The 23,411-nt window shown below is 71.4% G+C and carries 18 protein-coding genes and 2 pseudogenes; 9 read left to right on the top strand and 11 right to left on the bottom strand.

Annotated elements, in window-relative coordinates; translation table 11 throughout:
- Positions 1-7: 7 nt before the first annotated feature.
- The 5 genes from AC6I72_RS20980 to AC6I72_RS20960 all read right to left on the bottom strand — a co-directional run bounded on the left by AC6I72_RS20980 (position 8) and on the right by AC6I72_RS20960 (position 5,238).
- The gene (locus tag AC6I72_RS20980; protein WP_498002655.1) at positions 8-2,581 is read right to left on the bottom strand and encodes an ADP-ribosyltransferase; all 2,574 of its coding nucleotides are present in this window, start codon (positions 2,579-2,581) and stop codon (positions 8-10) included.
- Positions 2,578-2,973, bottom strand: coding sequence for a DUF6507 family protein (locus AC6I72_RS20975; protein WP_498002654.1), 396 nt, complete (start codon positions 2,971-2,973; stop codon positions 2,578-2,580). Before AC6I72_RS20975 ends, AC6I72_RS20980 begins: the two co-directional genes overlap by 4 nt.
- 195 nt (positions 2,974-3,168) lie before the next feature.
- Entirely contained in the window at positions 3,169-3,483 is a 315-nt protein-coding gene (locus AC6I72_RS20970; protein ID WP_498004754.1) for a pore-forming ESAT-6 family protein, read from the bottom strand.
- A gap of 75 nt (positions 3,484-3,558) precedes the next feature.
- The gene (locus AC6I72_RS20965) at positions 3,559-3,885 is read right to left on the bottom strand and encodes a hypothetical protein (protein WP_498002534.1); all 327 of its coding nucleotides are present in this window, start codon (positions 3,883-3,885) and stop codon (positions 3,559-3,561) included.
- A 177-nt stretch (positions 3,886-4,062) separates the two neighbouring features.
- Positions 4,063-5,238 carry a SpoIIE family protein phosphatase gene (locus tag AC6I72_RS20960; RefSeq protein ID WP_498002652.1) on the bottom strand — a complete coding sequence of 392 codons (1,176 nt, stop codon included), beginning with the start codon at positions 5,236-5,238 and terminating at the stop codon, positions 4,063-4,065.
- A gap of 162 nt (positions 5,239-5,400) precedes the next feature.
- On the opposite strand from AC6I72_RS20960, the gene AC6I72_RS20955 reads away from it, so the two are divergent.
- Complete coding sequence (locus tag AC6I72_RS20955) at positions 5,401-6,642, top strand: GNAT family N-acetyltransferase (RefSeq protein ID WP_498002651.1); 1,242 nt, start codon at positions 5,401-5,403, stop codon at positions 6,640-6,642.
- Positions 6,643-6,681: 39 nt separating this feature from the next.
- Here AC6I72_RS20955 and AC6I72_RS20950 read toward each other — a convergent pair whose 3' ends face one another.
- Together AC6I72_RS20950 and AC6I72_RS20945 are read right to left on the bottom strand one after the other, a co-directional pair.
- Positions 6,682-7,491, bottom strand: coding sequence for an Fpg/Nei family DNA glycosylase (locus AC6I72_RS20950; RefSeq protein WP_498002650.1), 810 nt, complete (start codon positions 7,489-7,491; stop codon positions 6,682-6,684).
- Between the two features lie 539 nt (positions 7,492-8,030).
- Positions 8,031-8,516, bottom strand: coding sequence for a ribose-5-phosphate isomerase (locus AC6I72_RS20945; RefSeq protein WP_366728766.1), 486 nt, complete (start codon positions 8,514-8,516; stop codon positions 8,031-8,033).
- 293 nt (positions 8,517-8,809) lie between these two features.
- On the opposite strand from AC6I72_RS20945, the gene AC6I72_RS20940 reads away from it, so the two are divergent.
- A complete protein-coding gene (locus AC6I72_RS20940; protein ID WP_498002649.1) occupies positions 8,810-10,288 on the top strand; it encodes an amino acid permease in 1,479 nt (492 codons plus the stop codon).
- A gap of 82 nt (positions 10,289-10,370) precedes the next feature.
- Here the strand turns inward: AC6I72_RS20940 and AC6I72_RS20935 are convergent, their stop codons facing one another.
- A complete protein-coding gene (locus tag AC6I72_RS20935; protein WP_366728768.1) occupies positions 10,371-10,952 on the bottom strand; it encodes a biotin transporter BioY in 582 nt (193 codons plus the stop codon).
- A 773-nt stretch (positions 10,953-11,725) separates the two neighbouring features.
- Between AC6I72_RS20935 and AC6I72_RS20930 the strand changes: the two are divergent.
- The 5 genes and pseudogenes from AC6I72_RS20930 to AC6I72_RS20910 form a co-directional block, all read left to right on the top strand.
- A pseudogene (locus tag AC6I72_RS20930) lies at positions 11,726-12,193 on the top strand (sugar kinase); the annotation flags it as partial.
- A gap of 283 nt (positions 12,194-12,476) precedes the next feature.
- A pseudogene (locus AC6I72_RS20925) lies at positions 12,477-12,959 on the top strand (type 2 periplasmic-binding domain-containing protein); the annotation flags it as partial.
- Positions 12,960-13,038: 79 nt separating this feature from the next.
- Positions 13,039-13,944, top strand: a complete 906-nt coding sequence (locus AC6I72_RS20920) for a TauD/TfdA dioxygenase family protein (RefSeq protein WP_498002648.1) — start codon at positions 13,039-13,041, stop codon at positions 13,942-13,944.
- Between the two features lie 123 nt (positions 13,945-14,067).
- Positions 14,068-15,465 carry an amino acid permease gene (locus tag AC6I72_RS20915; RefSeq protein WP_498002647.1) on the top strand — a complete coding sequence of 466 codons (1,398 nt, stop codon included), beginning with the start codon at positions 14,068-14,070 and terminating at the stop codon, positions 15,463-15,465.
- A gap of 240 nt (positions 15,466-15,705) precedes the next feature.
- Positions 15,706-16,347 carry a superoxide dismutase gene (locus AC6I72_RS20910; RefSeq protein ID WP_498002645.1) on the top strand — a complete coding sequence of 214 codons (642 nt, stop codon included), beginning with the start codon at positions 15,706-15,708 and terminating at the stop codon, positions 16,345-16,347.
- Positions 16,348-16,520: 173 nt separating this feature from the next.
- Here AC6I72_RS20910 and AC6I72_RS20905 read toward each other — a convergent pair whose 3' ends face one another.
- Positions 16,521-17,192 carry a mycothiol-dependent nitroreductase Rv2466c family protein gene (locus tag AC6I72_RS20905; protein ID WP_498002643.1) on the bottom strand — a complete coding sequence of 224 codons (672 nt, stop codon included), beginning with the start codon at positions 17,190-17,192 and terminating at the stop codon, positions 16,521-16,523.
- A gap of 164 nt (positions 17,193-17,356) precedes the next feature.
- Here AC6I72_RS20905 and pepN point away from each other — a divergent pair, with 164 nt between their 5' ends.
- On the top strand, positions 17,357-19,942 hold the full coding sequence (gene pepN, locus AC6I72_RS20900; protein ID WP_498002642.1) for an aminopeptidase N: 2,586 nt from the start codon (positions 17,357-17,359) through the stop codon (positions 19,940-19,942).
- Between the two features lie 206 nt (positions 19,943-20,148).
- On the top strand, positions 20,149-21,207 hold the full coding sequence (locus AC6I72_RS20895; protein ID WP_498002640.1) for a hypothetical protein: 1,059 nt from the start codon (positions 20,149-20,151) through the stop codon (positions 21,205-21,207).
- A gap of 81 nt (positions 21,208-21,288) precedes the next feature.
- On the opposite strand, the gene AC6I72_RS20890 is transcribed toward AC6I72_RS20895, so the two are convergent.
- Complete coding sequence (locus AC6I72_RS20890; protein WP_498002639.1) at positions 21,289-22,434, bottom strand: serine hydrolase domain-containing protein; 1,146 nt, start codon at positions 22,432-22,434, stop codon at positions 21,289-21,291.
- 100 nt (positions 22,435-22,534) lie between these two features.
- A complete protein-coding gene (locus tag AC6I72_RS20885; RefSeq protein ID WP_498002638.1) occupies positions 22,535-23,002 on the bottom strand; it encodes an NUDIX hydrolase in 468 nt (155 codons plus the stop codon).
- Positions 23,003-23,411: the final 409 nt, after the last annotated feature.

The raw sequence follows: 23,411 nt of genomic DNA, 5'->3' as shown, positions 1-23,411 counted from the left end.
GTACTTGCTATCTCGGCAGGACTTCCCCGTACACCTGCACCTGGCCATTTTCCATGAACACGCGTGTCACCCGGTATGCCGTGCCCCGTCCCAGCAGCAGTTCCCGCTCACCCATGCCGAATTTACCGACCTTCTCGACCCACAGAGCCGGAGTCCCCTTGGGGACCCTGAGGTGCAGGATCGCTTCGGAGTGCGCGAAAGCGCTCACCGGATGGTCGCCGAGCGACGTCGACAGGTATCCAGGGTCGTCATAGGTGTTGTGCAGCATCTCGAGCGGGTCGTCGAGCTGGAGGTGCCCGATGCCGGTGCCACGGACGACCATCACGTCCTCGGGAACGGGGTGGCCGGCGAGCGCCTTGTCGACCTCGTCGATGTTGTGCTGGACATATGGGCTCCACTTCGACGCGTCGCCCCGCAGGTACCCGTTCATCTCCTTGTACGTGCCCCAGCCGTCCGGATGCGGAGCCGGAAGGTTGTAGTCGGGCTCGTCCGTGTAGTCCCACACCGCCTTGCGCTCGACCTCCGGCATGTTCTCGGCGTAGTGGTTCCAATAGGCCTGGCCGTACTCGACGGCATCGGTGTCGGCGGCGAAGGGTCTCGTGCCGTCGGAAATCTCCGCGTACGCCACCTGATGCTGCTGGGCGGGCGTGAGCCTGTCCCACTCGGCGTCGGACACGAGCGGCTTGTACTCGAACGGCTCCCCAGCGGTCCCGTGGCCCGGCCCGTCGGTGCCAGCGTGCCCCGGAGTGCCGTGGTGAGCGGCGGTGTCCACTGCGTGGTGACCGAGGTCCGTGGAAGTGCCCCCATGCAGGGGCTCGTCCGTGTGACCTGCGTGGTCGGTGGGGTGGTCACCGCTGTGGTCCGGGTGGCCGCTTTCGTGGTGGTCGTGCTCCGGCCCGTGGGAGGAGCCGCCGCTGTGGCCGCCGGGTGTGTCGTGGGCGGGACCGTGCACGCCGCCGTAATCGTGACCGTTGCCGTGCCCACCGCTGCCGTGGCCACCGCTGCCGGGGACGTCGTGGGCGGGCGTGCCCGCGGGGGTGTGCTCGTGCGAGTACGGGGTCGCCGTGTGGTCGTACGAGGTCGGAGTGTGGTCGTAGGAGGTCGGAGTGTGGTCGTAGGAGGCCGGAACGTGGTCGTACGAGGTCGGAGTGTGGCCGTAGGGCGACTGGGCCACCGGGTGGTCGTACGAGGACGAGGGGACCGGAGGGTCGTGGCGCACGGCCGCGTCGGTCGTGTGGGTCACGCCGTCGGCGCCCGTGTGAGCGCCGGCGTAGACCGGCTGCTGGCCCTGGATCGTCCAGTGCTCCGGGAGGTTCGGGACCTTCGGAAGGTTGGGGGCGACCTCGTGCGGGATCGGCGTCGTGTCGACGACGCCGTCGGGCGTCATGATGTTGCCGTGCGGGTCCAGCAGGCGCCCGTCGGGCAGGTGGACCGAACCGTCCGGCAGGGTCGGCATGTCGATCTTGCCCATGCCCTTCAGGGCCTTGGAGATGTCCCCGATCTTCGACAACCCCGCGCCGGCACCCTTGGCGACATACGTCATCGGATCGATGACCCTGCCCGCCTTCCCCGCCACCGACAACGCCTTCGCGACCGCACCCGCCTTCCCCGCACCCGACGCCGCACCACCCGCACCACCGGTGAACACCGTCGTCACCACATTGAACGTCACCGCACCCGCCGCACGCGCCGGGTTCTTCCCCCACTCGTCCCACGCCACCAGCGCCTTGCCCGTCTCCTTCATCGCCCTGCGCGAATCACGGAACCAGGAAGGCAGCTTGTCGTCCGGCAACGCCCAGAACAGCGTCCCCACCCCCGGCAGCGACGAGATCACCAGACCGGTCGCCAACTGCGCCAGACCCTTCCACGCCTGGCCCATCGCCTCCCAGCCGCCGAAACCCACCAGCGTGCCCAGACCCTTGACCGTCCCCCACACACCATCAACGATCAACCCGTCCCACACGAACGACTTGATCCAGTGCCCCACCTCCCACACATGATGCTTCTCCTCCACCGGGTCACCCCAGGGAAGCTTCGCGTTCTTCAGATCCTCCGCGTCGAACCCGTACTGGTCCTTGCGGTCCGACCCGTCCCCCGCCACCATCTGCGTCCCGTGGAACAACGCGGTGATCTTGTTGTGACACGTACGCTCCGCCGCCCAGAACGCCGCCACCGCCCGCGTGACCTCATCCCGGATCCGGTTGTGATGCGCGACCTTCCCCCCGTCGTACTCCCAGTCGTCATCACCCTTCACCGAGGCGACGAACGCCGTCGCCTCCTCCTTCAGATCAGCCAGCTTCTTCACCAGCGGACGAATCTCCGCGGCATACCCCGACAACGCGCCCGACACCGACTCCAGACCCGTGGCGAACGAGTCCGCACGCTCCTTCACCGGCTTCGTCGACGCGAACAACTGCTCCGCCTCCGGAGCCCGGTAATACGCCGACAACCCCTGGAACCGGGAATGAACCTCCCCACCCGCATCCCGGACACCACCCGCGTCCGCCTTCAGATCCCCACACGCCTTCTCCAGCAGCCCCAGATCACCCGTGAACTGCGGAATCTCCCCCGGCTCGATCACTTCCCGCCCACCCCGGGCGCATCCAGCCGCGGCGCACCCAACGCAGCATGCTGCGCCCGCGCCGCCATCTCCTCATCACCCTTCAGATACGCCGTCGTCGCATCCACCACACCCTGCAACGACTTACCCGCCCGCGCACCCACGAACTGAAGATCCTTCGACGCATGCTCCGCATACTGCGACAACGCCAACGCCACCAGACCCCCCTGCGCCTTACCCCCACCACCGCCACCGGCAGCACCCGCATCCGCCGAGACCGTCCCCGCAGACGACGCCGCCGACGTCAAATGCTCCCCGAACGCCGTCGCACACGACTGCAGACGAGAAGCCGACTCACCCACCGACTTCAGCACACCCGAAATACCCTGCGGCTTCAAATCCCAGCCAGACACCCAACAACCCCCGAACACACACCAACAACAAACAGCCAACAGCAGAGCGCAGACAGCGCGCAGCGAACAGCAGACCGCCGACCGCAGACCGCAGACCGCAGACCGCAGACCGCAGACCGCAGACCGCAGACCGCAAGCAGCGAAAAGCGAGCAGCGAGCGAACCCGGCCGACCCGCCGGCCGGGCCACCAGCCGCTCAGCCGATGCCGTCCACCGCCGACTTCGCCTTCGCCAACGTCGAATGCGCCGTCGCGTCGTTCTTCTCCAACGTCGACTTCACCAGACCGATGATGTTCCGCACCTCATGCGAAGCCCGGTTCCACCGCTGCTCCTTACCGTGATACTCATCCGCCACCCCATCAGCCGTGAAATCAGCCATCGCCGCCTTCACCTGACGATCCCGCTGCGCGATCACCTCCTCCAACCGCGCCACCACCCCCTGCAGACTCCCCTGCACATCCCCCGACGCACCCACGTCATACGACCGACGATCCGAACCCGAACCCGCCATCACACACCACTCCCCGTGAAACAACCAACCAACCCGACAACCAACCCGGCAGAAAACCCGGAACAGAACAACACCTCAGCGGAAACGCGCCGCATCGAAATTCGCCGCACCCATCTGCTGCCGCGCATTCTCACCCTGCTCCTGATCACCCGAGGAAAACGCACCCTCCATCCCCGACTGACCACCCAAAATCGCCCCCAACGACGCATTCAACTCACGCGCGATCCCATCCGCACGACCCTTGAACTCATCGAACATCCGACGGCCCGCACCATTGAACTTCCCCTCCAACGGCTCCACCGCCTGCACCAACTGCCGGATCAACGACCCCAGATCATCACTCGACCCCCGCGAATCACGCATCAACGTCGACAACGTCTGCGCACCCATGTCGAACTTCACGCCGAACTCGCCTCCCCCATCAGCACACCAGGACTCATGCTCACCGCGGATCCGGCCCGGCGGGGTCCGGAGCCACGGCACAGCCGGGTTCCATCTCTACCAACTCACGCCGCGGCAGGGCAGTCCGGGGTCACGATGTACACAGATGCATTACAAACCGGCCAGGGTGGCCAGTCCTCAGCGGACCGCGGCGGTCGGGCCCTCACGGCAGATCAACAGCAGGGCACGGTCGTCGTTGACGTCCTTGGCCACCGCCTCGATCAGGTGCCAGGTGGCACCGTGGAAGCCGCCGGCGACATAGCGGTCGGCCTCTCCCGTGAGGCGGTCGATACCCTCCGCGATGTCGCGTTCGGCGGTCTCCACCAGGCCGTCGGTGAACAGCATCAGGACGTCGCCGGGGCGCAGGGAGCCCTTGACGGAGTCGAACTGCGCGCCGTCGTACACGCCGAGGAGGGGACCCTCGGCGGCCTTCTCCTCCCAGCGGCCGGTGCCCGCGCTGAGCTGGAGTCCCGGCGGGTGCCCGGCGGAGTACAGCTCGTAGTCGCCGGAGTCGAGGTCGAGGACCAGGTGGATGGAGGTGGCGAAGCCCTCCTCCCAGTCCTGGCGCAGCAGGTAGCCGTTGGCGGCGGGCAGGAAGGCGTGCGGGGGCAGGCTGCCGAGCAGCCCGCCGAACGCACCCGAGAGCAGCAGGGCCCGCGAACCGGCGTCCATGCCCTTGCCGGAGACGTCGGTGAGGACGACCTCCAGGGTCCGGCCGCCGTTGGTACGGGCGGCGACCACGAAGTCACCGGAGAAGGACTGGCCGCCGGCCGGGCGCAGCGCCATCTCGTGGTGCCAGCCTCCGGGGAGTTGGGGCAGCTGGCTCTGCACGCGGATGCGTTCGCGCAGGTCGAAGAGCATGGTGCCGCCGCGCCGCCACGGCACGCCCACCCGGCTGCGGAACTGGGCGATCAGCAGCCCGAAGAAGCCGCAGGCGGCGACCACCAGCACCACGCCCGGGGTCACCCGGGAGGGACCTTCGGTGTAGGGGCCGAGCCGTACCGACTCCACGATCAGGGCGGTGGCCGCCGCCGCGTACAGGCCGAGCAGGCTGGCCGGGCGCAGCAGGAGGCCGCCGGCGACGATGGGCAGCACGAGCGCGACCGGCGAGAACCAGACCGAGTCGACGAGGGTGAGCGCCGCGATCACCGGGATGGTCAGCAGCAGGCCGCCGAGCGCGATCCAGTCCGAACCGTCGCCACGGAAGTAGTCGACGGCGGCTCTGCGCACGCCGACGCGGACCCGGTGCCACTGCATCTTCCACCGGGCCGTGAACGTATCGGCTTCCGCGCGCCGCCCTCGTCCTGCTGCCATTAGTTCGGGACCCTATCCATCGCAGCCGCCGGTTGGCACGGGAGGTCCGACTTATCCCCCGTCCGGGGCTCGACTTCCCAGTGAACTTCACGGTGAGCAACCGCGCCGCCACTCCGGCGAAATCTGTTCGACCGGGGCTCGGGCCGCTGGTAGGGATGGCCTATGGCGACTGACCTTGCGACCGAGCTGAGAGTGCTGCGACCGGACGAGTGGGACACGTGGTACGGCCACCTGATGCGTGCCTTCGGCGGGGTCCCGGAGCCGGCCGAGGAGCAGGAGCTGTACCGGAGCCTCACCGAGTACGACCGGTCGCTGGGCGTCTGGGACGGGCAGGCGTGCGTGGGCTCGGCGGGGGCGTTCAGCTTCCGGATGACCGTGCCCGGCGGCGCCCTGGTGCCCGCGGCGGGCGTGACGATGGTCGGCGTGGCCGCCACGCACCGGCGGCGCGGTGTGCTGACGTCGATGATGCGGCGGCAGTTGGACGACGTACGGACCTGGGGCGAGCCGCTGGCGGTGCTGACGGCCTCGGAACCCGGCATCTACGGACGGTTCGGGTACGGAGCGGCCAGCTTCCAGCTGAGCGCGGAGATCGACACGAGCCGGGCCGTCCTGTCCGTTCCGGCCGGCGCGGACGGCGTACGGCTGCGGTACGCGGCGCCCGCCGACGTGCTCGACGCGTGTGAGGCGGTGTACGCGCGGCTGGTGCCCGGCCGGCCCGGGATGCTGGCCCGGCGGCCCGGCTGGGAGCAGCTGGGGCTGCTCGACCCGGAGACCCTGCGCGAGGGCGCCTCACCGCTGCAGTGCGTGGTCGCCGAGCGCGACGGGGAGGTCACGGGGTACGCCCGCTACCGGGTCAAGCCCGGCTGGCAGGCCGGCACACCCGAGGGCACGGTGGTGCTGGACGCCCTGGACGCGCTCGATCCGGCGACCGACGCGGCGCTGTGGCGGTTCCTCTTCGACATCGACCTGACGTCGAAGCTGTCCGCCGGGAACCGGCCGGTCGACGACGCCTGGCAGTACCTGGTGTCCGACATCCGGCGGTGCCTGCCGCGGCTGCAGGACGCGCTCTACGTGCGGCCCGTCGACGTCGGGGCGGCGCTGGCCGCGCGGACGTACCAGGCGCCGGTGGACGTCGTCCTGGAGGTCGAGGACGCGTTCTGCGGCTGGAACACCGGGCGGTGGCGGCTGAGCGGGGACGCGAAGGGCGCGGTCTGCGAGCGGACGTCCGACGCGGCGGACCTGGCGCTGTCGGTACGTGAGCTGGGGGCGGCGTACCTCGGGGGCGTGCCGTTGACGGCGCTGGCCGCGGCCGGGCGGGTGCGGGAGCTGCGCGGCGGGGCGCTGGCGGAGGCGTCCGTGGCGTTCGGGTCCGCTGTCGCGCCCTGGCTGCCGCACGGGTTCTAGGTGTGTTGTCGCCTTCCGGCGGCGTTCCTGTGGCCGGGGTCACCGGTTCTGGCAGGTGGGGCACCAGAAGAGGTTGCGGGCGGCCAGGTCCGCGGTGCGGATCTCCGTGGTGCAGACGTGGCAGGGCAGGGTCGCCCGGCGGTAGACGTAGACCTCGCCGCCGTGGTCGTCCACGCGCGGCGGCCGGCCCATGGCGTGCGGGGTGTGCTCGGGGCGGACCGTGTCGATGCGGTTGTTGCGGACGCCCTCGCGCATGAGGGCGACGAGGTCCGTCCAGATCGCGTCCCACTCGGCCGGGGTGATGTCCCTGCCCGCGCGGTACGGGTCGATGCCGTGCCGGAAGAGGACCTCGGCGCGGTAGACGTTGCCGACGCCCGCGATGACCTTCTGGTCCATCAGCAGCGCCGCGATCGTCGTACGGCTGCGGCTCACGCGGGCGTAGGCGGCGGCCGGGTCGGCGTCGGGACGCAGCGGGTCGGGGCCGAGGCGGTCGTGTATCGCCTGCTTCTCGGCGCCGGTGATCAGGGCGCAGGTCGTGGGGCCGCGGAGGTCGACGTACGACGTCGCGTTGGCGAGGCGGAGGCGGACGGTGTCCGTGGGCGGGGGCGCGGGGGAGTCGCCGAAGGTGACCTTGCCGAAGAGGCCGAGGTGGATGTGGATCCAGTCGGCGGCGCGGAAGCGGAGGAAGAGGTGTTTGCCGTGGGCCTCGGTGCGGGTGAGCTCCGCTCCGGTGAGGAGGGCGGCGGCGTCGGTGAACTTGCCCTGCGGGCTGGTGACGCGGGTGGGGGTGTCGGCGAAGCGGGTGGCGTAGTCCTGGGCCAGCCGGTGGATGGTGTGCCCCTCTGGCACGGTGCGGTGTCCTTCCCTGCGGTTGTCGGCCCGTCCCGGGCCCGCTGTTTCGGCTCGAGGTGGGGAGGCCGGCCTCCCGGGGCTGCGGCCCGGAGCCCCCGGTCTCCCGCCCGCCCGCCCACCCGACTCGGTGAGCTGAGAAGGCACCCCGCGGGGCTGCGCCCCGGACCCCGGTCTCCCACCCACCCGACTGGGCGAGCTGAGAAGGCACCCTCCCGGGGCTCCGCCCCGGACCCCGTGCGGGGGCTTCGCCCCCGGCGCCCCCAGCGGGGCTCCGCCCCTGCACCCCGGCCCGGGACCTCGCCTCTGCACCCCGTTGCGGGGGCCTTGCTCCTGCACCGCGGCACGGGGGCCTCGCCCCTGTCACCCCCGCACGGAGCCCTCGCCCCTGCACCCCGCGCGGGGGCCTCGCCCCTGCCCACGGGCCCCGACTCTCGTCCCTGCGCCCACCGGGCTCCGGCTCTCGTCCCTGCCCACCGGGCTCCGCCTCCGCCGCCTCCCCAGCGTGGGGGGGGGGGGACGGCGGAGCCGGTCATGTCCTACTGCTGCGGGTGGTGCGCCGGGATCGGCGGGAGTTCTCCGGTCGTCTCGTACGCCGACAGCATGTCGATGCGGCGGATGTGCCGCTCGTCACCGGAGAAGGGCGTGTTGAGGAAGGTCTCGACGAACTTCGTCGCCTCCTCCACCGAGTGCATGCGCGCACCCACGGCGACGACGTTGGCGTCGTTGTGCTGGCGGCCGAGGGAGGCGGTCTCCTCGCTCCAGGCGAGGGCGGCCCGTACGCCCTTGACCTTGTTGGCCGCGATCTGCTCGCCGTTGCCCGAGCCGCCGATCACGATGCCGAGGGAGCCGGGGTCGCCCGCCGTGCGCTCGGCGGCGCGGAGGCAGAAGGGCGGGTAGTCGTCCTGGGCGTCGTAGATGTGCGGTCCGCAGTCGACGGCCTCGTGGCCGGCCGCCTTGACCCATTCGACGAGGTGGTTCTTGAGTTCGAAGCCCGCATGGTCCGAGCCGAGATACACGCGCATGGTCCGAGTGTGACACGGCGGGTGCGGGGCGGGCGGCTCGGGTCGGGGGGCGGCGGCCCCTCCCGGCGGCACGGGGGAAGTGGCCGGAACTTATCCGGAACCGGTTACCCGACGCGTACGCGTCGTGTGCGCAATACCGCCGAGGGATATCCGGGCCGGGCTACAAACCTCAAGGAAAGCTCAAGTAACGATTACGTTTCGAAGGTTCACGAATTCCGTCACCTCGGATTCACTGGACCGACTCGTGCACCGCTCGCACGCGTAACCGCACACCGGCGCAAAAGGAATCCCCCATGACCTCGCAGCCGACCCTGCAGCAGTCTGGAAGTGGCCCAGTGAACCCGGACGGACACGGTTCCGGGCTCCAGGCCGGACTCAAGAACCGCCATCTCACCATGATCGCCATCGGCGGCGTCATCGGTGCCGGACTCTTCGTCGGCTCCAGCTCCGGCATCGCCACCGCCGGACCCGGCATTCTCCTCTCCTACGCCCTCGTCGGCACCCTCGTCGTCCTCGTCATGCGCATGCTCGGGGAGATGTCCGCCGCCAACCCCACCTCCGGCTCCTTCTCCGCGCACGCCGACCGCGCGCTCGGCAGCTGGGCCGGCTTCTCCATCGGCTGGCTGTACTGGTTCTTCTGGGTGGTCGTGCTCGCCGTGGAGTCCACGGCCGGCGCCAAGATCCTCTCCGACTGGATACCGGCCGTCCCGCAGTGGGGCTGGGCGCTCATCGTCATGCTGGTGCTGACCGCGACCAACCTGGTCTCCGTCGGCTCCTACGGCGAGTTCGAGTTCTGGTTCGCCGGGATCAAGGTCGTCGCCATCGCCGCGTTCATCGTCGTCGGTCTGCTGGCCGTCTTCGGCGTGCTGCCCGGCGTCCACGCCGACCAGGCCTCCTTCTCCAACCTGACCGGCCACGGCGGCTTCCTGCCGCACGGCCCCGGCTCCATCCTCACGGGCGTGCTGCTCGTCGTCTTCTCGTTCATGGGCAGCGAGATCGCCACGCTGGCGGCCGGTGAGTCCGAGGACCCGCAGAGCGCTGTCACCAAGGCGACCAACAGCATCATCTGGCGCATCGCCGTGTTCTACCTCGGTTCGATCCTCGTCGTCGTCTCCCTGATCCCCTGGAACGACAAGGCGATCACGGACAAGGGCTCCTACGTCGCCGCCCTCGACTCCCTGGGCATCGCGCACGCCGGCCAGATCATGAACTTCATCGTGCTGACCTCGGTGCTGTCATGCCTGAACTCCGGTCTCTACACCGCCTCCCGCATGGCCTTCTCGCTCGGTCAGCGCGGGGACGCGCCGAAGGTGTTCGCCCGGACCACCGGCCGCGGTGTGCCGAGGACCGCGATCCTCGTCTCGGTCGCCTTCGGATTCGTGGCCGTGTTCTTCAACTACAAGTTCCCGGACACCGTCTTCCTCTTCCTCGTGAACTCCTCCGGCGCGGTCGCCCTGTTCGTCTGGCTGGTGATCTGCTTCTCGCAGCTGCGCATGCGGCGGATCATCCAGCGCGAGGCGCCGGAGAAGCTGGTCGTCAGGATGTGGCTGTACCCGTACCTGACCTGGGCTGCGGCCCTGCTGATCGTGTTCGTCCTCGGGTACATGCTCACCGACACCGAGCACGACGGCCGGGAGACCGTGCTGCTGTCGCTGCTGGTGGCGGCGGTCGTGCTGGTGATCGCCGTGGTCAAGCAGAAGCTGGCAGGCGGCCACGCCCACGGGGCGGCGGCCGAGGAAGCCGCCGGGACCGAGCAGATCCCGGCCGGCTGACCCGCCGGGGCGGTCCTGGAAATGCGGAAAGCGGGGGAGCCTCCTTGGGGCTCCCCCGCTTTCCGCTTTCCGGTACGCGCTGTCAGCGCCGGCCGGCGAACTTCCAGGCGGCCGGCAGCGCGCCCATCGCCAGAGCGGCCTTGAGGGCGTCGCCGATCAGGAACGGGGTGAGGCCCGCGGCGACGGCGGCGGAGGCGGACATGCCGGTGGACAGGGCCAGGTACGGGACGCCGACGGCGTAGATGACCGCTTCACCGAGGATCATCGTGCCGGCCATGCGCCAGGCCGTGCGGTCGGCGCCGCGGCGGGCCAGCTCGCCGACGACGGCGGAGGCGATCAGCATGCCGAGGACGTAGCCGAAGGAGGGGGCGCCCGCGCCCGAGCCGCCCTCCGCGAACCACGGCACGCCCGCGACGCCGGCGAGCGCGTACAGCATGAGGGAGAGCAGACCGCGGCGGGCGCCGAGCGCGGTGCCGACCAGCAGGGCGGCGAAGGTCTGGCCGGTCACCGGCACCGGGGAGCCGGGCACGGGCACGGCGATCTGGGCGGCGATCCCGGTGAGGGCGGCGCCGCCGAGGACGAGGGCGGCGTCCCGGACTCGGGAGGAGGGCAGGAGGTCGGCGAGGACCTGGCCGGTGCGGACGGGGGCGGCAGCGGTGCTCATGGGGACTCCGCGGGGTGAGGGCAGTCGGGAACACCGCGACGCTATCCCAGCGTGCTCGAGCCGATCACCGTCTGCGCTCGACAAAGGGTGGAACGCGGGCTTGGTCGGCTCCGGACAAAGACCGCCGCTTACACCCGGTCCGGCGTGACGCCGGTCACTGAGGTGGGGTGGTCTTCCCTGCACCGGGACGGCGGACGGGGGCCCCGTCCTTCTGTAAGGTCCCGCCAAACCGGCGGCGGCGCCCGACGATCCGAGAGGAGCCACCGTCAGAGCGGCAGCGGAGCCCGCCGGTCCGAGGGAAGCCACCGTCAGACCGGCGGCGGAGCCCGACGATCCGAGGGAAGCCACCGTCAGAGCGGCAGCGACGCCCGACGGTCCAGGGAAGCCACCGTCAGACCGGCGGCGGCGCCCACCGCTTCCGTCTCGTCCGTCAGTCGCCGTCTGGGCAGCCCGGGACCGTTTTGCTAGCTTCGCACGCATGGTTGCCCAGGCCCGGTACTTCTCCTCGCGTCGCTACGTCGACCTGCGACGCCAGGGCCCGGCCACCTGTCGCCGCTCCGGGTAGGGGCGGGTTCCGGCACGCCCCCTTCCCGGACGGCGCAGTGCCGGATCCCCTTCCCCGTTCAGCCCCGGGAGACTCCCCATGCCCCGTGCCGCGGCATCCGCCCCGACGTCCTCCGCTCCCCCGAACTCCTCCGTTCCCCAGAACTCCTCCGCTCGCCCGACGTCCTCCGCTCGCCCTGCCGCTCCGGCCCCCTCCGCCGCCCGCGTCGCCGATCCCGACCGGCGCCGTACCCACGCCAGCGGTGTGCTGCGTTCGATGCTGGAACACGGGCCGGTGCGCGGAGTTGAGCGAGCGGAAGTTGAGCGAGCGGACGCTGCGCCGGCGGGCGCGGGCCGCGGGCGTGGCCGGCGGGGGCGACCCGACGCACGTGGTGGCCGCGGCCGGCGCCGGCGACCCGGTGGCCGTACGGCTGCTGGTGGAGCGGTCCCGGCTGACCGGGCGCGCGGTGGGGCTGCTGCTCGACGTGCTCAACCCCGAGACGGGGGTGGTCACCGAGGTGGGCGCGATGTGCCGGGAGGACTGCCTGGCGGCGCTCAGGGACGCCGTCGGGGCGGGGCGGGCGCATGTCGTGGTGCCGACCGGTTTCACGGATTCCGTGCTCGCGGTGGCGGGCGGTTCGGTGGCCCTGGACGTGCTCTACCGGGATCCGCTGAGCGTGTCACATGACGTTCATTGATTCAGAATCTCCGAATGTTGACAGGGGTTGCGCGGGGCCGGGAGCATTCATCCATGAGCCCGCTCACGAGCTGTCGCACTCTTTGTTGCTGACCCGTTGACGCGCCCCGGAGCGCATTGCCTCCGGTTCTCCTCGCGTGCCGCGCACCGCTCCCCCGTGCGTGAATTCCCTTGGCGTCGCCCGGCCCTGCCTGCCTTCCCGCTCGCCTTCCCGTTCGCCTTCCGTGTTCCGCCGCCCGGAATCGCGCACGTCTGCCGCCCCTGTGAACCCACGGAGTTCTGCCATGCCTTCCGCACCGGTGTCCGGATTCGACCGGCGCCTGTTCCTCTCCTCCCTGCTCGGTGCCGCCGCCGCGACGACGGGGCTGAGCGGCTGCGCCGATTCCCGTGCCGCCTCCGGTTCGGCCGCCGACCTGTCCGCCCCGCTGGCCGGCACGGTGCCGCCGGGCACCAGCCTGAAGATCGCCTCCTATCAGGACGCCCAGCAACTCCAGTTCAGGCTGCGGAAGTTCCCCAAGCTTCCGTTCACCGTGTCGGACTGGCTGAACATCGGTGCCGGACCGGACGCCATCAACGCCTTCCGCGCGCATTCCCCGGTCGCCTCCACCAACGCCGGAATTCCGCCGATCCAGGCGCACCACCAGGGTTACGACGCGCGGATCGTCGCCAGCGGCCTCACCTGTAGACCGAATTACCTGTTCGCCACCAGGCCGGGCAGCGACATCCGTACCACCGCCGGCTTCAAGGGGCGCAGGCTCGCCTGCTCCCCCCTTTCTCTCCTTCCCCCCTTCTTTCCGTCTGACCGTCTGTCCGTCTGTCCGTCCGTCCGTCCAGAAGGGAACCCCCATGTCCATCGAGATCCGCAAGGTCACCGCGCGCATCGGCGCCCAGGTCACCGGCGTCGACCTGTCCCGGCCGCTCGGCACCGGGACCGTCGCCGCGCTCCGGGAGGCGCTGAACGTCCACAAGGCGCTCGTCTTCGACGACGTGCGGCTGGACGACGCGGGCCAGGAGGCCTTCGCCCGCCACTTCGGGGACCTCACCACCGCCCATCCGACCGTGCCGGCCGTCGAGGGCGCCCCGAACGTGCTCCCCGTGGACAGCGAGCGGGGCCGCGCCAACCACTGGCACACCGACGTGACGTTCGTGCTGAACCCGCCGCAGGCCAGCACCCTGCGCAGCATCACCGTGCCGCCGTACGGGGGCGAGACGCTGATCGCCAACGCCGCCACGGCCTACCGGGACCTGCCCGAGCCGCTGCGGCGCCTGGCCGACACGCTGTGGGCGGAGCACACCAACGACTACGACTACGCGGTCCCCGACGAGGCGGTCGACACGGCCGAGGCGGACCGGCGCGCCCAGTTCACCTCGATCCGGTACCGCACCGCGCACCCGGTGGTCCGGGTGCACCCGCTGACCGGCGAGCGCGGGCTGTTCATCGGCGGGTTCGCCCAGCGGATCGTGGGTCTTTCGGTGCCGGAGTCCCGCAAGATCCTGGACCTGCTCCAGGCCTACGTCACCCGTCCGGAGAACGTGCTGCGCTGGCGCTGGTCGGAGCACCAGCTGGTGCTGTTCGACAACCGGATCACGCAGCACTACGCCATCGACAACTACGACGGCCTGCCCCGCCGGCTGAACCGCGTGACGGTGGCCGGGGAGGTCCCGGTCGGTGTCGAGGGCAAGGAGAGCCACTCCCTGGAGGGGGACGCCTCGCACTACACGCCCCTCGCGCCGGTACCCGTCGCCGCGTAGCGCACCGTGCACGCTGCGTAGGGTAGGTGTCCGGATGGTGGGCAGCGGCTTCCCCGGAGCGGACGGGCTGCCCAGACTGTGGGAACTTTTGCCCCCTCTCCCCCCACTGGACGAGCGCGCCCCATGCCCAGCAGCAGCACCCGCGCCAGCACCGCCGCCGGGACGACCCCGGCGGCGGAGGCGGCCCCCCTGTCCCACGGCCTCAAGCAGCGCCATCTGTCGATGATCGCCCTCGGCGGGGTGATCGGTGCCGGACTGTTCGTCGGTTCCGGCGCGGGCATCGCCGCCGCCGGGCCGTCGATCGTCGTCGCCTACGCCCTCTCCGGCCTCCTCGTGATGCTGGTGATGCGGATGCTGGGCGAGATGTCGGCAGCGTACCCGTCGTCGGGCTCGTTCTCGGCGCACGCCGAGCGGGCGTTCGGCCCGTGGGCCGGTTTCACCGCCGGCTGGTCGTTCTGGGTGCTGCTGTGCACGGCGGTCGGCCTGGAGGGCATGGGCGCCGCGAAGATCGTCACCGGCTGGCTGCCGGGCACCCCGCAGTGGATGTGGGTGGCGCTGTTCATGGTGGTGTTCTGCGGCACCAACCTGGCCGCGGTGAAGAACTTCGGCGAGTTCGAGTTCTGGTTCGCCGCGCTGAAGGTCGGCGCGATCACCCTGTTCCTGGTGCTGGGCGTGCTGGCCGTCGCCGGGGTCCTGCCGGGCACCGACTCGCCGGGCGCCTCGCACCTGAACGACTTCCTGCCGCACGGCGGCCAGGGCCTGATCGTCGGCCTGCTCGCCTCGGTGTTCGCCTACGGCGGTCTGGAGACGGTCACCATCGCGGCGGCCGAGTCGCAGGACCCGGTGCGCGGTGTGGCGAGCGCGGTCCGCACGGCGATGTGGCGCATCGCGCTGTTCTACGTCGGCTCCATGGCGGTCATCGTCACCCTCGTCCCGTGGAACGCGCCGGAGGTCGTCGAGAAGGGTCCCTACGTCGCCGCGCTGGACCGGCTCGGCATCCCCGGCGCGGGCCAGCTGATGAACGTGGTGGTGCTGGTCGCGCTGCTGAGCGCGATGAACGCCAACATCTACGGGTCCTCGCGCATCGCCTACTCGCTGGTGCAGCGCGGTCTGGGCCCGCGGGCCCTGGCCCGGGTCTTCGGCGGTGTGCCGCGGATCGCGGTGCTGGTGTCGAGCGTCTTCGGTTTCCTGTGCGTCCTGCTCAGCTACTGGCGGCCCGACGACGTCTTCCCCTGGCTGCTGAACATGATCGGCGCGGTGATCCTCGTCGTGTGGATCTTCATCGCCGTCTCGCAGCTGCGGCTGCGGCGCGCCCTGGAGCGCGAGACGCCGCAGAAGCTGGTGGTGCGCATGTGGGCTTTCCCAGTGCTGACCTGGGTGGCGCTGGCCGGCATGGCGGCGGTCTTCGTGCTGATGGCGCGGGAGCCGGACACGCGGGTGCAGCTGTACTCGACCGGCGGGATGACGCTGGTCCTGGCGGCGGCCGGCTACCTCTGGCAGCGGACCCGCGCCCGGAGCTGACGCGGCGCGCCCGGCACGGCGCATCCGGCAGGACGCGGCCGGGCACGGCGCATCCGACAGAACGCGGCCGGGCACGGAGCATCCGGCAGGCGCATCCGGCAGGACGCGGCCGGCAAGGCGCATCCGGTACGGCGAGGCCCCCACGTGACACGTGGGGGCCTTCCTGTTACCCGCGCCCGCCTTGTTGTTGATAGTTTGTAGTTGCAAGCTCTTTGCAATAACTGCCGGAGGGGATCTGCCATGCCCGTCTACACGCTGCCTGAACTGCCGTACGACTACTCGGCGCTCGCGCCGGTGATCAGCCCCGAGATCATCGAGCTGCACCACGACAAGCACCACGCGGCCTATGTGAAGGGCGCCAACGACACCCTGGAGCAGCTCGCGGAGGCGCGGGACAAGGAGTCGTGGGGTGCGGTCAACGGCCTGGAGAAGAACCTGGCCTTCCATCTGTCCGGCCACATCCTGCACTCCATCTACTGGCAGAACATGACGGGCGAGGGCGGTGGCGAGCCGCTGGAGAAGGACGGCGTGGGCGAGCTGGCCGACGCCATCGCCGAGTCCTTCGGCTCCTTCGCCGGTTTCAAGGCCCAGCTGTCCAAGGCGGCGGCCACCACCCAGGGCTCGGGCTGGGGCGTGCTCGCCTACGAACCGCTCAGCGGGCGCCTGGTCGTCGAGCAGGTCTACGACCACCAGGGCAACGTCGGTCAGGGCTCGACCCCGATCCTCGTCTTCGACGCCTGGGAGCACGCCTTCTACCTCCAGTACAAGAACCAGAAGGTCGACTTCATCGAGGCCATGTGGCAGGTGGTCAACTGGCAGGACGTCGCCCGGCGCCACGCCGCCGCCAAGGAACGCGCGAACGTGCTGCTGCTCGCGCCCTGACGCGCCCCCCGGTCGTCCCTCCTCGTGATCGTCTTCTCACCTTTCACGCGGGCGGGCGGAAAGAAAAGGAAAAGAAAAAAGGGGGACCCCCGCGAGCGGGGGTCCCCCTGCTCGAAGAGCCTGGGGCGAACACTCGCGGGGGTCTTCCCGCAGGGGAGGCTTGCAGCGGGGGCCTACAGGTTGCTGAAGTCCGGGGCCGCCGTCCGGGTCCGCTTGATCTCGTAGAAGCCGGGGACCGAGGCGACGGCGATGGTGCCGTCCCACAGGCGCAGCGCCTCCTCGCCCTGGGGCACCGGGGTGACGACCGGGCCGAAGAAGGCGATCTGCTCGCCGTCGGCGCCGGGCAGCGCGATGACCGGGGTGCCGACGTCCTGGCCGACCTTGTCGATGCCCTCCTTGTGGGAGGCGCGCAGCTCGGCGTCGAACTCGAAGTCCTCCTGGTCGGCGTAGTCGATCAGGTCGGCGGGCAGGCCCACCTCCGCCAGCGCGTCGGCGATCGCCTCCCGGGTGGGGCCCTGGCCCTGGTTGTGGAAGCGGGTACCGAGCGCGGTGTAGAGCGGGCCGAGGATGTCGTCGCCGTGCTTCTGCCAGGCCGCGGTCACCACCCGGACCGGCGCCCACGCCTTGGTGGTGAGCAGCTCGCGGTACTCCTCGGGCAGCTCGTCCAGCTTCGGCTCGTTGAGGACGGCGAGGCTCATGATGTGCCAGCGGATCTCGATGTCGCGCTGCTTCTCCACCTCCAGCACCCAGCGGGAGGTCATCCAGGCCCACGGGCACAGCGGGTCGAACCAGAAGTCGACGGGGGTCTTGCCGGAGGGGGTCGCCGCGGGGGCGGTCTGGGACATGGCTCTCCTCGGTACGGGGTGTGCGCGTACGGGACGGACCCGGCGGGGTCCTCGCAACGGGAACATCGACCGCCGCGCAGGGAATTCCCTGATGTCGCGGATCTGGACCGCATGGCAGGATCGGTGCTGTCCGCATCCTGAACACATCCGAGGGAGTGCCGTCTGTGCCCGGTGAGAATCTGTCCCGCGACGAGGCCCGGGAGCGGGCCGCCCTGCTGTCCGTCGACGGGTACGAGGTGTCCCTCGACGTGCGGTCGGCGGCCGGCGCCGGGAAGGGCACGGGGCCGCGCACGTTCCGGTCCGTCACCACGATCCGGTTCCGCTGCAACGAGCCCGGCGCGTCGAGCTTCGCGGACCTGATCGCACCGAGCGTCACGGCCGTCTCCCTCAACGGCAGGGACCTCGACCCGAGCGAGGTCTTCGACGGCTCGCGGATCCTCCTGGAGGACCTGGCCGCCGACAACGAGCTGGTCGTCGACGCGCAGTGCGCCTACTCGCGCACCGGTGAGGGCCTGCACCGCTTCGTCGACCCGGAGGACGGCGAGGTCTACCTCTACACCCAGTACGAGCCGGCCGACTCGCGGCGCGTCTTCGCGAACTTCGAGCAGCCGGACCTCAAGGCGCCGTTCCGCTTCGAGGTGCGGGCGCCCGAGGAGTGGACGGTGTGGAGCAACGGGGTGGGCGAGCGGCACGACGGTGTGTGGCGGTTCGCCGAGACCAAGCCGATCTCGACGTACATCACGTGCGTGGTGGCGGGCCCGTACCACTACGTGACGGACTCCTACGAGCGGGTGCTGGAGGACGGGACGCGCCTGGAGATCCCGCTGGGCGCGCTGTGCCGCAAGGGGCTGGCCAAGCACTTCGACGCCGACGACGTCTTCCTCGTCACCAAGCAGGGCCTGGACTTCTTCCACGACAACTTCGACTACCCGTACCCGTTCGGCAAGTACGACCAGGCGTTCGTGCCGGAGTACAACCTGGGCGCGATGGAGAACCCGGGTCTGGTCACGTTCCGGGAGGAGTACATCTTCCGCGGCAAGGTGACGCAGGCGTCCTACGAGGCGCGGGCCAACGTCATCCTGCACGAGATGGCGCACATGTGGTTCGGCGACCTGGTCACCATGGAGTGGTGGGACGACCTGTGGCTGAAGGAGTCCTTCGCGGACTTCATGGGCTCGTTCTCGCTGGTGGGCGCGACCCGGTTCACCGACGGCTGGATCACCTTCGCCAACCGCCGCAAGGCGTGGGCGTACCGCGCGGACCAGCTGCCCTCCACGCATCCGGTCACCGCGGACATCCGTGACCTGCAGGACGCCAAGCTGAACTTCGACGGCATCACCTACGCGAAGGGCGCCTCGGTGCTCAAGCAGCTGGTGGCGTACGTCGGCCGGGAGGCGTTCCTGGAGGGCGCCCGCCGCTACTTCAAGCGGCACGCGTACGGCAACACCCGGCTGGGCGACCTGCTGGCGGTCCTGGAGGAGACCAGCGGCCGGGACATGGGCGCGTGGGCGCGGTCCTGGCTCCAGACGGCCGGCGTCAACGCGCTGACCCCGCAGGTGGTGCTGGACCCCGACGGGCGGATCCAGGAGCTTGCGGTGGTGCAGGAGGCGGCCGAGTCGCACCCCGAGCTGCGCCCGCACCGGGTGGCGGTGGGCCTGTACCAGCGCTCGGAGGTCGGCGCGCTGGAGCGGTACGCGCGTGCCGAGGTGGACGTGGACGGTGCCCGTACCGTCATCGCGGAGCTGGCCGGGCAGGACGCGCCCGACCTGGTGCTGGTCAACGACGACGACCTCACCTACTGCAAGATCCGCTTCGACGAGACGTCGCTGGCCACCCTGCGCGAGCACCTGGGCGCGCTCACCGATCCGCTCGCCCGGGCGCTGTGCTGGTCGGCGCTGTGGAACCTGACCCGGGACGCGCTGCTGCCCGCGCGCGACTTCATCGCTCTGGTGCTGCGGTTCGCGGGCCGCGAGAGCGACATCGGCGTGCTCCAGATGCTGCACGCGTGGGCGCAGTCGGCGCTGGTGCACTACGTGGCGCCCGCGTGGCGCGAGACGGGCGGGCGGGCGCTGGCCGAGGGTGCGCTGGCCGAGCTGCGGCAGGCCGAGCCGGGCAGCGAGCACCAGCTGGCCTGGGCGCGTTTCTTCGCGTCGCTGGCGTCGGCACCCGCCGACCTGGAACTGCTGAAGGCCCTGCTGGACGGCACCGAGGAGATCACCGGGCTGGAGGTGGACCAGGAGCTGCGCTGGGCGTTCCTCGAGCCGCTGGCGACGTACGGGGCGGCCGACGAGAAGGCGCTCGGCGACGAGCTGGCCCGCGACGACACCGCCTCCGGCAAGCGGCACCAGGTGCGCTGCCTGGCCGCGCGTCCCTCCGCCGCCGTCAAGGAGCGGGCGTGGACGCAGGTGGTGGAGTCGGACGCGCTGTCGAACGCGCTGGTGGAGGCGACCATCGCGGGCTTCGTGCGGCCCTCGCAGCGGGAGCTGCTGGCGCCGTACGCACAGCGGTACTTCGCGGTGATCGAGCGCGTGTGGCAGGAGCGGTCGATCCAGATCGGGATGGACGTGGTCCGCGGACTGTTCCCGTCGCTGCGGGACTCGCGCGAGACGCTGGACACGGCGGACGCGTGGCTCGCCGCGCACGAGGGGTCCGCGCCCGCGCTGCGCCGGCTGGTCCTGGAGGCGCGCGACGACCTGGCCCGTGCGCTGCGCGGGCAGGCGTGCGACGCGGCGGCCGGATCCGCCGGCTGAGCCGTCACCCGGACAGCCGCAGCTCTGGCCACGGCTCAGGCGTGGAGTAACCGTTACAAAGTTCCCGTAACCCCTGGCCCGTCCCTGGACGGACCAGGGGTTTTCGGCATCCGAACATGCGTCCTTTAGGGCAGGGTTGTCCTCATTTGTCGACGGGTGTGTAACAGCGGTTAGCGGGCGGGCCGGGTACGGGAACGTCCCGGGACATGAACCACGACACCCCGCTCTCCCCCCGCCCCCTGAGCCACCTTGCCGAGGCGCACCGCCGGGTCCTGACCACCGCCCAGCTCCGCGCCCACGGCGTGTCGGCGGCCGAGACGACCGCGCGGTGCCGGGCCGGCGGGCCCTGGCAGCAGTACCTGCCGGGCGTCTACCTGCTCCATCCGGGGCCGCCGACCGGCGAGGAACGCCTGCGCGCCGTGCTCCTGTACGCGACGCGCGGACCCGTGCCGCGCCTGGCGCCCGGCGTGCCGGCCCAGCCGACCGCGCAGCAACCGCACCGCCCCGCCCACCCGGACGTGATGATCACCGGCCTGGCCGCCCTCACCCTGCACGGCTTCTCGGCCGCGCCCGCCCTGCTCGCGCTGGAGAAGATCGACGTGCTGGTGCCGCGGCTGCGGCGGCTGCGCTCGACGGGCTGCGCGCGGGTGGTCCGGACGGCCGAGCCGCCCGACCCGGAGGTGGTCACGGGCGTCCCCGTGGCGCCGGTGCCGCGCGCCCTGGCGGACGCGGTGGCGCAGTCGCGGGACGCGGCCGCGGTGCAGCGGCTGCTGACGGAGGCGGTGCGCGGCGGGCACTGCGAGCCGGCCGCGGTGGTCCGCGCCCTGACCGCCGCGCGGCTGCTGACCCGCCCGTACGTGGTCGACGCGGTGGACTCGCTGCTCGCCGAGGGCCGCTCGATCGCCGAGGACCGGCTGTACCGGATGGTCGAGGAGCACGGGCTGCCCGACCCGGTGTGGAACGTGGACCTGCGCCTGCCCGGCGGCCCGCACCTGGGCGGCCTGGACGCGTACTGGCCCGATCAGGCGGTCGCCCTGGAACTGGACACCCGCGCGCCGCTCCAGGGCCGGCCCGACGAGGACTCCCTCTGGTCGGAGTACGCCCGCAAGCGCGAGCACCTGGAGCGCCTGGGCATCACGGTCGTCCACATCACGCCCAGGAAGCTGCGTGACGCGATGGAGCAGCAGGCGACGGTGGTGCGCACGGCCCTGATGGCGGCGGCCGGCCGCGATCCGGCCGCTTACGTGGTGGTGCTGCCGCGGTAGGCCGTGGGGGCGGCGGCGCAGGTGCGGAGAGCGGGGTCCCGGACGGCGTCCGGGACCCCGCCGCGCCGGCGCCGGGACCGCTCAGCGGCCGCAGTACTCCGCCTCCACGACCGCGTCGGCGTCGCCCGCCCAGTCGCCGTTGAAGTTGAAGGCCAGGGCGTGGCGGCCGTCGGCGGTGGCCGTCGCCGCCGAGGACGAGCCGTGGATGCCGCCGTCGTGGCCCCACACGTGCACGCCGCAGGAGAGCCGGTGGTCCATCAGACCGAGGCCGTAACCGATGCCGGGACTGCCGGTGCGCACCGTCGTCCGCATCTCCGCGAGCTGCCGCGGCGGCAGCAGCCGCCCCCGCAGCAGGGCCGTGTAGAAGCGGTTCAGGTCGGCGGAGTCGGAGATCATCTCACCCGCCGAGGAGGCGAGGGACGGGTTGAGTTCGGTGACGTCGTACACCGGTCCCGTCGTCTTGTCCGACAGCTTGGAATAGGCGCGGCCGCTCGGGTGCGCGACGGTGACCCGGGTGCCGGGCAGTGACGTGGCCGTCAGGTGCAGGGGCCGCAGGATGCGCTCGCGGATCTCGTGGGCGTAGGAGTGTCCCGTCACCCGCTCGATCACCATCCCGGCCAGGACGTAGTTGGTGTTGGAGTACTGCCAGGAGGTGCCGGGGGCGAAGTCGGGCCGGTGGGCCATGGCGATCCGCACCAGGTCCTCGGGCCGCAGCGTGTCGTAACGGTGCGCGAAGAAGCCGTCCTTGAGGAAATAGCTACGGCCGAAGCCTTCGTCGGCCGTGTAGCTGTAGACGCCGCTCGTGTGGTTGAGCAGCTGCCGCAGGGTGATGCGGCGGCCGTCGTGGCCGTGGCCGCGCACCACGCCGGGCAGCCACCGGTCCACCGTGTCGTCCAGCGAGAGCCGTCCCTCCGCCTCCAGTTGGAGCAGCACCGTGGCCGTGAAGGTCTTGGTGATGCTGCCCACCCGGTAGCGGTCGTGCGCCCCGCGCGGGGCGCCGGTGCGCAGGTCGCCGACGCCCTCGGTGATGTTCCGGGTGCCCGAGCGGTCCCGCGCGGTCGCCGTCACGCCGGGCACGCCGTCCGCGACCGCGGCCCGGACCGCCGCGCGGGTCGCCTCGTGCCGGCCGTGGCCGTCCGGCGCGGCCGGCGCCCCCACCGCGGGCCCCGCCACCACCGCCGCCAGCACCAGGGCCGCCGTCCCCGCCAGGCTCGCCCGTACCCCCATCGTCTTCCCCTCTCCGCCGTCCGACCGGTTCGCGCTCAAGGACCGGGGACCGGACGGAAGGGTTGCCGGACGGTGACCCGGTTGAGTGACATCCGGCCGTTCACGCCCCGCCGGACGGTTCCGGTGCCACGCGTCCCACGGCCGGCCGCTCCCGCCACAGCCGCAGTCCGACGTCGACCAGGCCGACCCGCTCCAGCCCCGGCACCGCCTCCAGGTCGTGCCAGGCCGCCATGTCCGTGGAGCCGCCGGTCTCGTGGCGCAGGTCGCCGCCGGTGACCCGGGCCTCGTAGACGATGCGCAGCCCGTGGAAGTCGGCGTGGCTGCCCAGGGGCCGCGGGTAGGTGCGCCGGATGGAGTCGAGGCCGAGCAGGGCGACCGGCTCGACGGCGTACCCGGTCTCCTCCTCGGCCTCGCGGATCACGGTGTCGTAGGGGTCCTCGCCGTGTTCCATGCCGCCGCCGGGCAGGGTCCACCGGCGGGCGCCGTCCCGCGCGACCCAGCGGGCCAGCAGCATCCGTCCGTCCCGCACACACACGGCGTAGGCCGCCACCCGCAACTCCTCACGCATGGGGAGACGTTACGGCAGCGGGCGGGCGGCCGGGGGGCGTTCGGGAGCCGTTCGGGCACGGCGGGGCGGGCGCGGGGGCGGGCGCGGGCCGGTGACGACGTGGGTGCGGGCCGGTGGCGGGGCGGTTGCCGGGGGGCGGCCAAGAGGTTGCGGGGGGCGCCCGGGCGGCGCGGCGCGCCTGCCGGGACCGTCGAGGAACGGCAGGGGGCCGAGCGCGCGGGCCCCTCCGGCGGGCACCCTGCGAACGCGGGCCGCCACCATGCGCGTTCACCCGCCCTCGACATGTGGCGGAAAAGGGCGCTTTGCCGCCTGGTGTCCCCCGTGACGCATGGCGGAATTGCGCCATGCGTCCATCCCGCCTCGGTCAACTCTCCCCAAACATTGTTCTCTTGGGTAAAGCTGAGCGATC

The organism is Streptomyces sp. Xyl84, assembly GCF_059731885.1.
The sequence above is the reverse complement of the archived record's forward strand: the minus strand, read 5'-3'. Positions and strand labels throughout refer to the sequence as shown.

What these genes read in the sequence shown, in the direction of transcription:
- AC6I72_RS20970 (WP_498004754.1), bottom strand. Translation starts at nt 3,483, where the DNA reads ATGGCGGGTTCGGGTTCGGATCGTCGGTCGTATGACGTGGGTGCGTCG.
- AC6I72_RS20960 (WP_498002652.1), bottom strand. Translation starts at nt 5,238, where the DNA reads ATGGCAGCAGGACGAGGGCGGCGCGCGGAAGCCGATACGTTCACGGCC.
- AC6I72_RS20955 (WP_498002651.1), top strand. Translation starts at nt 5,401, where the DNA reads ATGGCGACTGACCTTGCGACCGAGCTGAGAGTGCTGCGACCGGACGAG.
- AC6I72_RS20945 (WP_366728766.1), bottom strand. Translation starts at nt 8,516, where the DNA reads ATGCGCGTGTATCTCGGCTCGGACCATGCGGGCTTCGAACTCAAGAAC.
- AC6I72_RS20940 (WP_498002649.1), top strand. Translation starts at nt 8,810, where the DNA reads ATGACCTCGCAGCCGACCCTGCAGCAGTCTGGAAGTGGCCCAGTGAAC.
- AC6I72_RS20935 (WP_366728768.1), bottom strand. Translation starts at nt 10,952, where the DNA reads ATGAGCACCGCTGCCGCCCCCGTCCGCACCGGCCAGGTCCTCGCCGAC.
- AC6I72_RS20920 (WP_498002648.1), top strand. Translation starts at nt 13,039, where the DNA reads ATGTCCATCGAGATCCGCAAGGTCACCGCGCGCATCGGCGCCCAGGTC.
- AC6I72_RS20915 (WP_498002647.1), top strand. Translation starts at nt 14,068, where the DNA reads ATGCCCAGCAGCAGCACCCGCGCCAGCACCGCCGCCGGGACGACCCCG.
- AC6I72_RS20910 (WP_498002645.1), top strand. Translation starts at nt 15,706, where the DNA reads ATGCCCGTCTACACGCTGCCTGAACTGCCGTACGACTACTCGGCGCTC.
- AC6I72_RS20905 (WP_498002643.1), bottom strand. Translation starts at nt 17,192, where the DNA reads ATGTCCCAGACCGCCCCCGCGGCGACCCCCTCCGGCAAGACCCCCGTC.
- AC6I72_RS20895 (WP_498002640.1), top strand. Translation starts at nt 20,149, where the DNA reads ATGAACCACGACACCCCGCTCTCCCCCCGCCCCCTGAGCCACCTTGCC.
- AC6I72_RS20890 (WP_498002639.1), bottom strand. Translation starts at nt 22,434, where the DNA reads ATGGGGGTACGGGCGAGCCTGGCGGGGACGGCGGCCCTGGTGCTGGCG.
- AC6I72_RS20885 (WP_498002638.1), bottom strand. Translation starts at nt 23,002, where the DNA reads ATGCGTGAGGAGTTGCGGGTGGCGGCCTACGCCGTGTGTGTGCGGGAC.